A 10569-nucleotide genomic window follows, 5' to 3' on the forward strand; every position below is an offset into this window, starting at 1 on the left:
CATCAGCCTCCAGTTCCACCACAAAGCCGCAGAAGCCAGACCCATCCACAAAAACCAATGACAAATACTCCAAGCCACCAAAAAGGCCTTGGCGTCTTTACGCTGGTCATGATCGCTGTGCTGATCGGGCTTGGCGTGTGGCAATTGCAGCGTCGGACCGAAAAGCATGCTCTTATCGCTGTCCTCTCCGAGCGTCTTGCAGAAAAGCCATCCGCATTGCCGAACCCGTCAGACTGGGCGGCCTTGTCTCCGGACAAAGACGAGTTTCGCCGCGTGAGCTTTTCCGCGACCTACGAGTCGCGGCCCGACGCGATGGTTTACACCTTCGCCTCGGCGGTGCGCCCGGACGTCGGGGTCGGCACCTGGGCATTTCTGCCGGCGCGGTTGCCCGATGGCGGCACGGTCGTTATCAATGCGGGCTTCGTGCCAAACACCGTGCAGGATCGCAGCCAGCAGGACCGCGCCGTGAGTCCGCTGGTGACCGGTCAGCCGGTCGCAATGACTGGCTATCTCCGCTTCCCGGAAAAGGCCGGTCTGCTGACGCCATCACCCACCCGTGACAAGCGGCTGTGGTTCTCCCGTGATATCGGCGCGATGGCTCAGACCCTCGGCTGGGAAAACGTCGCCCCCTTCTACATCGACCTCGAGACGCCGGTGCCCGCGAGTGGTATCCCGAAGCCTGGTCCGCTCGACGTGCATCTGAAAGACGATCACCTGCAATACGCCATCACCTGGTTTGGCCTCGCGGCCGCAGTGATGTTCGCCTTCGGCGTGTGGTGGCGCAATCAGCGGCGCTCAATATAGTTCGCAAATAGCTCGAAAAACGTTCCCTGCGCTTGCTTATGCGCATCTTTCGGAACGAACCCTCGGACTCGGCAAAAGTCAGTTCGATGCGCGCACGCCGAACTGGTCGACATAAGCCGCAAAGCTTCGATAGGAGATTAACTCGCTCGATCGGCTATAGCGCTTTCGAGCGGAGCATTCGCCGGGTCCGACCCGGGATGGATGCCGGTTCGCTTGAAGAAAACGCGTTAAATCAAAGCCATGAAGTCCCGATTCCGGTTTGAATCGAGATCTGAGGTTGCGAGGCTATAGCTAGCTTGAGTGGCTATAGCTAGCTTGAGTGTTCCGCGGAGAGGGTTGGACGAACATCCATGAAGGGCCGATTCGCGCCGAGTGGTCGGTAGTGGTCGATTGATGCCATTAAACGGACATTTCCGAGCCCTGCGGCCACAAGGCCGCAGCTCGCAATGTGATCCCGCGCCGCCGGCACACGTCGCATTTTTCTGCCGCCCTGCAGTCCGGTCCTCAATCCGATCGAGCAGGTCTTCACCAATCTCAAACACTCATGCGACGCGGCCTAGCAAAACAGGATTCGCCGCTCATGTGCATTCCAAAATATCGTGGTCGCATCGCCGCCGCCTACGTCAGGGGATAATAGCGGTCGAACATGATCCACAGCGTGCCGCCAACCAGAATAAGAAGCACGACGGCTGCGAAGCCGAGCATGACCAGTCTGTTCTGCGACGATGAGTTCAGGTCGATGCGCAGGAAGTACAGCAAGTGGACGACAACTTGTGCAATCGCAGTCACGGCGATGATGGCAAAGGTCTGCGTCGGCGGCAGCGCGCGAGCGGCGACGAGACCGAATGGAATAGCGGTCAGGACTGACGCGAGGGCGATCCCCACGAGGCATGACTTCGTCGTGACGTCCTTGCGATGCTGCATGGCGGGTCCGTCCGGTGATGGCGGCGCGGCTGCCATGCTAGAGCGTTTTCGAGCGAAGTGAAATCCGGTTCGCGTGAAGAAAAAACGTGTTAAATCAAGGGTCTTTCACCGTTTCCATGAAGCGGTGAAAGACCCTTAGGCTCCACACTCGATCAGAATATTGAGGTTATGGAGCAAAGCAGGGTCAAGCTCGGCACGGGGCTTGACGATGGCGAACGAGTTTTGGCTAAGCGATGCGCAATGGGCAGCGATCGGCCCGTTGCTTCCGAAGAACCGCCCCGGAGCGCGCCGGGTCGATGATCGCCGCGTGATCAGCGGGAGCGTGCATGTGTTGAGGGCCGGTTGTCGCGGGCAGGCTTGCCCTTCATGCTATGACCCGACGACGATCTATCATCGCTTTCATCGATGGTCGGCGCGCGGCCTGTTGCAGAAGCTGTTTCGCGCCTTGGCAACAGCCAGCCCGAATGACGTGCACATGATCGACAGCACGATAGCAAAGGCGCATCGCTCGGCAGCGGGCGGAAAAGGGGGCGGAGGAACAGGCGATTGGGCGCTCACGCGGCAGGCGCACGACCAAAATCCCCGCCGTCGTCGACGGCCATGGCCGACCTCTCACTATCGAGATAACTCCCGGACAACGCGGTGATCTTCGCGTTGTTTTGCCCCTGCTCTCCGGGTTGTCAGCGGCACGCTTATGCGTCGCCGAGGCCGCTTACGACCGTAGCGGCTTTCGGCTCTTCCTGCGCCACTGCTGGACCATTCCGGTCATCCCGAACAACCCAACGCGAAAGCGAACCCATCCCTTCGACACCGACGTCTATAACTGCGCAACCGGATCGAGCGCATGTTTTGCAGGCTCAAGGATTGGCGCCGCATCGCCACCCGCTGCGACAAGCTGGCGCGCAACTCTCGAAGCGGCCGTCAATATCGCCGCTGTCATAACCGGGTGGACCAATTGAGTCTGGAGCCTAAAGCATGGCTCCGAAAAGCGGAAACCGGTTTTCGGAAAAGATCATGCTCAAACAAAAAGATAAGCGACGGGTCTGGTTCAACGCAGTTGGAACAGACCCTAGAGAAACGCCGGGAGATAGACGAGGGAGAAGATATTGATCCAGACCATCACGAGGAAATGCCAGAACAGGCCCAACCGATGGACCCGCGACGCGGCGAACGGGGTCACCCCGCGCAACATGACCTCGCATCCCAACAGGACGATCCACACCAGGCCGACACTCACGTGAGCGCCGTGAGCACCGACCAGCGTGAAGAAGGCCGAGAGATAGCCGCTTCGCCATGGGCCTGCGTCGGCGATGGCCATGCTGTGGAATTCGGCGATCTCGGCGGCAATGAAGCCTGATCCGAGCAGGAACGTCACGCCCAGCCAGAGCACCGCGCGCCGACCGCGTCCGGCTGCGATTGCAACGCTGGCGAAGCCGAACGTCGCGCTGCTCGCCAGCAGCACCATGGTTTGGGCGAAGATGTGCCGGAGGCTGAACAACGTGTGCCCGGCCGGCCCGTCGGCCGTGCTGTGCGCCATCGCTACAAAGATCGCGCAGAGCAGCGCGAAGATGATCGCGTCGCTTATCAGCCAGATCCAGAAGCCGTAGGTTTTTTCCTCGATGGCGCGCTGGACCGCCGTGGCTCCGGTCTCATTGTCGTCGTCTGCGGTCACGTCAGCGTCGGTCACGTCGTCGCCCCGACTGCGACTACGCAGGATACGGCGCGATGGTTCTCGATGGCTTCGACCTCGCTCGCCGGGATGCGGTGTCCGGCACGGTCATGGAATGTCTGCCACAGGAGCGCGGCAAACATGCCCAACCCGCCGACGGCGGCCAGCCACCAGATGTACCAGATCATGGCAAAAGCGAAGACGAACGACATCGCGCCAAGCACGATTGCGGCGCTGCTGTTGCCGGGCATGACGATATCGTGGAAGCGGGAGGGTCGGCGACCGCCCGTTTTCTCCTGCTTCATGGTCCACCATGGATCGATGTCATGGACCTCGGGCACAACGGCGAAGTTATAGGCCGCCGGCGGCGAGGCGGTCGCCCATTCCAGCGTCCTGGCATTCCAGGGGTCACCGCCCGGGACCGCAAGCGCGGCGCGGTCGCGGATGCTGACGGCGATCTGGACGGCCAGGAAGGCGATGCCGAACAGGATCAGTACAACGCCGCACTGGGCGACGATCAGATACGGCTGCCAGTCGGCGACATCGCTGCGGTTGAGGCGCTGCGGCATACCCATCAGGCCGAGAACATACAGCGGCAAGAAAGCCAGGCAGAAGCCGACGATCCAGCACCAGAAAGCGCGCCGGCCCCATTTCTCATCAAGGCGAAAGCCGAACGCCTTGGGAAACCAGTACTGGTAGCCGGCGAAATAGCCGAACAGAGCCCCGGGGATCAGCAGGTTGTGGAAGTGCGCCACCCGGAAAGTGGTGTCGTGGATACTGGCCGGCGCCACCGCGAACAGGAAACCGGAGACGCCGCCGACGAGAAACGTCACGATGAACCCGAGCGTGAACAGCATCGGCACCGAGAATTGCACGCGGCCCCGATACATCGTGAGCAACCAGGCCGCGATCGTCACGATCGTCGGCACGGCGATCAGCGGCGCCGCACTGCCAAAGAAGGCATTGACGTCGGCGCCCGACCCGAGGGTGAAGAAATGATGCAGCCAGACGACCAACGAGAGCACTGTGATCGCCACAGTGGAGTAGATGAGGGGATTGTATCCGGACAATTTCCTGCCCGAGAAGGTTGCCGCCACCTCTGAGTAGATGCCGAACGCAGGCAGGATCAGGATGTAGACGTGTGGATGGCCCCAGGTCCAGAACAGGCTGACATAGTTTGCGACGTTGCCGCCGCCCTGGAGGCCGGTGAAAAAGTGCGTGCCGAGGTGACGGTCGAGTCCAAGCAGGGCAGCGGCAACGATCAGGGCCGGATAGGCGAATATGATCAATATGCTGGTGCACAGCGCCGCCCAGGTAAAGAGCGGCATCATCATCAGTCGCATCCCCGGCGCGCGTCGCTTGACGATCGTGACGAGAAAGCTGATTCCCGCCAGCATCGAGCCGATGCTGCTGAGCAGGACCGCCCAGATCCAGTAATCGACGCCGACGCCCGGATTGAACTGTATTCCCGACTGGGGCGGGTAGGCGGTCCAGTAGGCGGTCGAGAACTTGCCGATAACCAGCGAGATCATCACCAAGGCGGCGCCGGACGCTGTGAGCCACAGCCCCACCGCATTCATGAATGGAAACGCCACCCGCCGCGCGCCGATCTGCTGCGGAACGACGATGTTGAGCAGGCCGAGCACGAACGGCATCGCCACGAAGAACATCATGATGGTGGCGTGAGACGTGAAGATCTGGTCGAAATGGTCGGGCGGCAGATAGCCGTGCGGTTCGAATGCGAACGCCTGCTGGGTGCGTATCATCAGGGCATCGATGACGCCGCGCACCAGCATGATCAGCGCCAGCGTCACGTACATGATGCCAATTTTCTTGTGGTCGAGGCTCGTCAGCCATTCGGTCCACAAATAGCGCCATCGACCAAGCCAGGTGATGAGCGCGACCACGCTTAGTGCAGTGCACACGACGGTCAGCGCACCTGCCATGGCGATGCCGCTATAAAACGGCAGGGCGTCAATCGTCAGCTTACCGAGCATATCAATTGGTCTTCAGAGACAGGGAGCCATGCTGTCGCGTTTATGATGGAACCGGGCGATGCATTCTCCAGCATTTCGAGAGTAACGGGTAGGACCGCGAGGTCAATTGAAATTGCGGGCGGGTCGCCAAGGGCGATTGGCATGTTCCTTATATCATTGAAAATACTTGTTAATCTCATACGTTTCAAGCTCTGTGCCTGGACCCTTGGACCCTGAGCGCGCCTTGCCGCAAGTGACATCGGCTGGCCGGCCGGGTCGTTGCATCAGGTCCAAGAGTCGACAACGCGGGACGGGCGGACCGCTGTTGCGACCTGTGACGACTTGACCTCGCTCAACATGATGAAGAGATCGGCCGGTTCATTCCGGAGGGATAATCTCGACGATGTTGTAACGGACTTTCCCGCAGACAACGTCACCCTTGTCGATCAATTGCAATGCGGGCTTCATCCGAGACAGAGCTTGCTCGTGCTCGGGAAGGAGAACTGCCATTGCCGGGGTGTTCAGTGCAGCCAGATCGTCCAGCGAAACCGCGCTGATCGGTCCTTTCACGTAAACCAGCATGTTGTGATTGGTTGCATCTCCGTTCACGACATAAAGACGGCCCGGTCTTTGCCGGAGGGTGGCGGCAATCGCCTGGCCAGCCAGCCGGCTTTCCTGAAACAACTGCGGAGCGAACGGCATGACGATCCAGCTTCGAACCAGCAGGCCGCCAAAAATCGCGTAAGTCACAACCAGTGCCGACACGATGACTTTGCGGTGGCTGTGAAGCCAGTGCTCGAACATCAGCCCGCAAACGACAGCCAACGTCATGGTTCCCGGCATGGCGTAGCGCGCAGCCACTTTACCCGGCCAGACCAGGAGAATGAGCGTGCAAGCCGCCGAGTAAAGTATCGCGGCCAGCAGCAGGTCATCCCGCGAATGTCGCCATTTTCGGACGGCGATCACGATCGCCGGTCCAATCAGGATGGAACCCGGCAGGAATTCAACAGCCAGACTCTTGACGAAATCTAGATGTCCGAGAACCGTCGAAAGGCCGGCGGTGGTATGCGCCAGACGCGAATGAGTTTGCCAGGTCTCGATATCGCCTGGCCGATAAACGAGGCCATACCAGCCGCCGATGACGAGTCCGGCACCAATGTGCGCTGCGATAAACGCCGGCATCTGATGACGCTGTTTCAAAAGGATGTAGGCGCCGACGCCGAGAGTGAAGTAAGCAACTTCCTGCGGCCCCTTTGTGAGGCCGGCGAGGGCGATCAATAGGCTGATGCAGAGCCATCGTCGGGGCGTCGTGCTGTTGTTGCGAGTGCCTTGCCACCAGATGCAAAATGCGGCGAACAGCAGGACTGAAAGGACGATGTCAGGTTCGGCGTTGATGAATTTGGGCGCGACGACCGGCATGCTGATCCAGCAAAGCGCGCCGAAAATTGCGGCACTTTTGCCGGTGGCGGATCGAAGCAGGCTGTAGATCAGCAGCGTTCCGGCAAGGAAGAAGCAAAGGTGAGGAATGCGCAACGACCAGAGCGTCACGCTTCCCGTCGCTTCGCCAAGGAGCGCGGCTATCCATGACACGAGAACCGGCCGCTCCGCGAATCTCTCGCCGTAAACGAATGGCGTAAGCCAATGACCATCCTCCAGTGCACCGCGTGCGATGGCGATGATCCGTCCTTCCTCGAGGTTGGACGCGCGGATGATGGCGGCGGGCACGGCCTGAACCAGAAAGAGGCCGATGACCCACAGAACCGGCCATCGTGACCTGTCCAAACCGGAAAAGCGGGAGAGCATCCATTCGCCCGGGACAAACGCGATGTCCCATAACCGTCCCACGGCTGAGCGCTCACTGGCCTGATCCGAACCCATTGTGTTCCTTAAGGAACTCACCTCCACGGCAGGACTCCTGGGAGGGTGCAGGGACCGATGCATTCGCGCATCATCGAGAGGGACAGCGGCGCGCCGGCATTGTGTCAACGATGCCGGAGAAGCGCGTCGTTTGCTCAGTGCGAATTCATCGTCGGGCTAGTCGTCCTGTGCGTCTTCAAGGTCTTTCACCTTGAGGCCATGCTCGATGAAGAAACGGTACTGTCTTGAATTTTCCTCGTAGAATGGTTTGTCTTCCACCGGGCCGTACAGTTCGAAGGCGTAGTTGTTGAATTCGCCGGCCGGCGACTCGTCCTTGACCGAGGACATTTCCAGAATGACGCCAAAAGACGGGGCGCGCAGGATCTTTAATTGATCGATCAGCTTGGTCGCCGCCTTGACGCCGGTTCGCTGCAGCGTCACGACCGCGGGCGGCCAATTCTGGTGATCCGGAAATGAACATACGATCGAATATAAGCGTGTGGCGGCCGGCGGCGAATTGGGATCGTTCGGATTATAGCTGCCGCGTTTATTCAGGCCCGATGCCGCCACCGAGCGGCCGGTTCGCCAGGTCACTTCTTCACCGCTTTTGAGCTTGACCGTGAACTCGGCATCGGCGGGCGTCCAATGCTTGCCATCGTCGGAGCGAGCGAGAATCCCGCCGCCCGCTTCCCGTGGCCGCCACAGGATGAAGCACCAGTTGATAAAAACCGGGCAGATGCGAATGGTCGAGCCGACGCTTCGGCCGAGCAGGCTGTGCCAAAATTCGCCCTGTTTGGCGTTGTCAGATTGCGCAAGTTCGGGTGACGACGCCTGAAGCAGCTTCAGTCGCGGCATTTCCACGTTGTCAAGACCGCCAAGACCCGGATGGTTCTCCAGGAACGCGGGCAGGCGCGACTTAGCCATGAATGTTCTCCTAGGTCGGGGGGAGGGAGTTCCGGTGCATGTTTAAGGATTCCGCACCGGGCTTCAACGTAATTGATCGATTGCGTAACGGCCGACAGCGTCGAAAGGCCGGCGTGTCCGCCATGAACGACGGAACGGGATCCTCGGCAATGCTCTGTCCTGTTGCGGACACGCGCGGGGCGTGGCCAAAAGTCGCAACGGTCGGGCGGTTTCCGCAAGTCTGCATCGTCCCCCGCCCTCGGACCGAGGCACTTCGCGCAATTGAAACGATATGGCAACGGTTCGGGCAATCGGGCAGGTGTCAAAACGATCTCGATCGCCCCGATCCGACAGCGCATGCGGTGCGAATATTTGCGGTGCGAATATTTGCCCGCGCATTGCGCGCACTCTTGCACCGCGCCGTTTCTCGCAGGTGGATCTACCAGTAAGTACCTGATAAATAGCTGAGCAGGAAGTGCTATCCGAGTAGCATATTTAGATGGTCGATGTGCTCGCGCAGGCCGCGAAAACAAGGGGTCTCCGCGCATTGATCCCGAGCGCAGCACTCAATCGATCGCATCGCAGTCGGTGCTCGATCGCAAGCGAAAAAAATACACATTTCTGGGATCAACGCCCTTGCGCTTTCTAACGATTCTAGTCTAGCATAACTTACCGTCGCCGATCATGTGGGTCTGAGAACGGCGGGTCACGAGCGGGAAACGTCTATCTAACATAAGCCTTAACACCCGCCCGATCATATGGATCTGAGGACGAGGGATCATGAGCAAAAAGCCCCTAGCGTCATGGCGTTTGATGCCACTTGTTGCGCTAGCTACGACTACAGCCATATGGGCAGCGTTGCCGAGCGTGGCTAACGCGGCCGATGCAGCGGCCGGCAAGGAATTATTCGAAGCAAAAACGTGCGGCGCGTGCCACACCATCGGCGGGGGGGATCTTGTTGGTCCCGACCTGAAGAACGTCACCAAGGAGCGCTCCGGCGAATGGCTGCACTCCTGGATTTCGGCGCCGGACGCGATGATCGCGAAAAAGGATCCGATCGCGGTCGAGCTGCTCGCCAAATACCATGGCATGGAGATGCCCAATCTGGGCCTCAGCTCCACTGAAGTTGACAATATCCTTGCATTTCTGGGGTCGGGCGGAGGCGGCGGGTCTGCTGCCGCGGCGGCGCCTGCCCTCAAGGGCGATGCTGAAAGGGGCAAGGATCTGTTCACGGGCAATGATCGCTTTGCGAATGGCGGACCGCCCTGCATGGCTTGCCACAGTACCGGTGGTCTCGGAGCGTTCGGCGGCGGCCGGCTTGGTCCTGATTTGACCGAAGTGGCGAAGCGCCTCGGTGGAACGAGCGGACTGAGCGCCTGGCTCGCTGGTTTGCCCACGCCGACCATGAAAGCGGTCTGGTCGAAGCAACCGCCGACCCCGCAAGAGCGTGCGGACGTCGCTGCCTTCCTCGCGCAGGAAGGTCTGGCTGTGCGTTCGGCCTCGGCGATTTGGCAGCTGGCGGGTCTGACCGGGCTTGGTGCCGCAGTCCTGCTTTTGATCGCGGGCTTCCGGTGGCGGAATCGGTTAAAGTTCGGTGTACGGCGTCCGATGATGGCTACGCCTACGACTGGACGAAGCACGGGTCCATACAACGGTGGTTGGTTTACGGGTACGTATGCCGACGGCTGGATTGGAAGATTTAAGGGTACTGACGGTAACAGGCCGCGCGGCCGGACGAATGCACCGAGGAGACACTGATGAGCTGGATATTGGATCTCGTTAATCCCCGGGAGCGCAAGTGGGAAGAGTTCTACCGCAACCGCTGGTCCCACGATAACGTCTTCCGCAGCACGCATGGCGTGAACTGCACCGGCGGCTGCTCCTGGGCGATCTACGTCAAGGACGGAATCATTACCTGGGAAATGCAGCAGACGGACTATCCGCTGCTTGAGCGCAGCCTGCCGCCTTACGAGCCCCGTGGCTGCCAGCGCGGCATCTCCGCCTCCTGGTACGTCTACAGCCCGATCCGGATCAAGTATCCCTACGTCCGCGGTCCGCTTTTCGATATGTGGAAGGAGGCGAAGGCCTCGTTCCCGGATCCGGTGCAGGCCTGGGCCTCGCTGGTCGGAGACGACCAGAAGCGCCTGCGCATGCAGAAGGCGCGCGGCAAGGGCGGTTATCGCCGCGCCAAGTGGGAAGAGCTGGTCGAGCTGATTGCGGCGGCTTGTTTGTACACCGCGCGCAAGCATGGACCGGACCGGGTGATGGGCTTCTCGCCGATCCCTGCGATGTCGATGCTGTCGTATGCCGCAGGCTCTCGCTTCCTGCAGCTCTTCGGCGGCGTGAACATGAGCTTCTACGACTGGTACGCCGATCTGCCGACGTCGTTCCCGGAAATCTGGGGCGACCAGACCGACGTGTGCGAAAGCGCCGACT

Annotated in this window: 8 protein-coding genes and 1 pseudogene; 4 read left to right on the plus strand and 5 right to left on the minus strand. The window is 60.3% G+C overall.

The annotated features are described in order from the left end of the window. Nucleotides 1-57 precede the first annotated feature (57 nt). Nucleotides 58-804 (plus strand): SURF1 family cytochrome oxidase biogenesis protein, encoded by a 747-nt coding sequence (locus tag BGO16_RS04130; RefSeq protein WP_292617331.1) that lies wholly within the window; start codon nucleotides 58-60, stop codon nucleotides 802-804. Nucleotides 805-1422: 618 nt separating this feature from the next. Here the strand turns inward: BGO16_RS04130 and cyoD are convergent. After that, nucleotides 1423-1728 carry a cytochrome o ubiquinol oxidase subunit IV gene (gene cyoD / locus BGO16_RS04135; protein WP_292617332.1) on the minus strand — a complete coding sequence of 102 codons (306 nt, stop codon included), beginning with the start codon at nucleotides 1726-1728 and terminating at the stop codon, nucleotides 1423-1425. A gap of 208 nt (nucleotides 1729-1936) precedes the next feature. Between cyoD and BGO16_RS04140 the strand changes: the two are divergent. After that, nucleotides 1937-2687, plus strand: a pseudogene (locus tag BGO16_RS04140) (IS5 family transposase). A 110-nt stretch (nucleotides 2688-2797) separates the two neighbouring features. Here the strand turns inward: BGO16_RS04140 and BGO16_RS04145 are convergent. The 4 genes from BGO16_RS04145 to BGO16_RS04160 all read right to left on the minus strand — a co-directional run bounded on the left by BGO16_RS04145 (nucleotide 2798) and on the right by BGO16_RS04160 (nucleotide 8154). Continuing rightward, the gene (locus BGO16_RS04145; RefSeq protein ID WP_292617333.1) at nucleotides 2798-3415 is read right to left on the minus strand and encodes a cytochrome c oxidase subunit 3; all 618 of its coding nucleotides are present in this window, start codon (nucleotides 3413-3415) and stop codon (nucleotides 2798-2800) included. Further along, nucleotides 3412-5394 carry a cbb3-type cytochrome c oxidase subunit I gene (locus BGO16_RS04150; protein WP_292617334.1) on the minus strand — a complete coding sequence of 661 codons (1983 nt, stop codon included), beginning with the start codon at nucleotides 5392-5394 and terminating at the stop codon, nucleotides 3412-3414. The genes BGO16_RS04145 and BGO16_RS04150 overlap by 4 nt, the downstream gene beginning before the upstream one ends. 357 nt (nucleotides 5395-5751) lie before the next feature. After that, entirely contained in the window at nucleotides 5752-7251 is a 1500-nt protein-coding gene (locus BGO16_RS04155) for a glycosyltransferase family 39 protein (protein ID WP_292617335.1), read from the minus strand. Between the two features lie 156 nt (nucleotides 7252-7407). Next, a complete protein-coding gene (locus BGO16_RS04160; protein WP_292617336.1) occupies nucleotides 7408-8154 on the minus strand; it encodes a hypothetical protein in 747 nt (248 codons plus the stop codon). Between the two features lie 846 nt (nucleotides 8155-9000). Here BGO16_RS04160 and BGO16_RS04165 point away from each other — a divergent pair. Both BGO16_RS04165 and BGO16_RS04170 read left to right on the plus strand, forming a co-directional pair. Further along, a complete protein-coding gene (locus BGO16_RS04165; protein ID WP_292617337.1) occupies nucleotides 9001-9891 on the plus strand; it encodes a cytochrome c in 891 nt (296 codons plus the stop codon). Then, nucleotides 9891-10569, plus strand: a 679-nt coding sequence (locus BGO16_RS04170) for a molybdopterin-dependent oxidoreductase (protein ID WP_292617338.1), incomplete at its 3' end; no start/stop codon positions are given. The genes BGO16_RS04165 and BGO16_RS04170, both read left to right, overlap by 1 nt.

The organism is Nitrobacter sp. 62-23, assembly GCF_001897285.1.
Lineage (GTDB): Bacteria > Pseudomonadota > Alphaproteobacteria > Rhizobiales > Xanthobacteraceae > Nitrobacter.